The following is a 354-nucleotide window of genomic DNA, read 5'->3' as shown; positions in this document are numbered from 1 at the left end:
GGATATCAACTGGAACAATAACAAAAAGATTGTCATCGTCAAAGCCAGGAGGACTGATATCGACGTTGGAGAAATCCTGCAGCAGTGTCCGGTAACTACCGGATCAGACCAGATGGCCACAGTAACCCTAAACAACCTGGGCAGCAGGGCAGAGACTTTCAAGATCAGCTATTATGCCGGAGGCAGCAGGCTGCGGACCGAAACCGTCACTTTGGAAGAGGGTGGTTCGGCGGACCGGTCTTTCAACTGGACGGCACCGCAGCAGGCAGGCAGTATAGAACTGAAGGTTGTCGCCGACCCGGAGAATCAGCTTAAAGATGTCAACAGAAATAACAACACCGCAGTTAAAACGGT

Annotated in this window: 1 protein-coding gene; it reads left to right on the top strand. The window is 51.4% G+C overall.

From position 1 onward, the window contains the following. Positions 1 to 354, top strand: a 354-nt coding sequence (locus Ga0451573_RS20475) for a CARDB domain-containing protein (protein ID WP_331459451.1), incomplete at both ends; no start/stop codon positions are given.

The organism is Phosphitispora fastidiosa, assembly GCF_019008365.1.
Classification (GTDB): Bacteria; Bacillota; Thermincolia; order Thermincolales; family UBA2595; genus Phosphitispora; species Phosphitispora fastidiosa.
The sequence above is the reverse complement of the archived record's forward strand: the minus strand, read 5'-3'. Positions and strand labels throughout refer to the sequence as shown.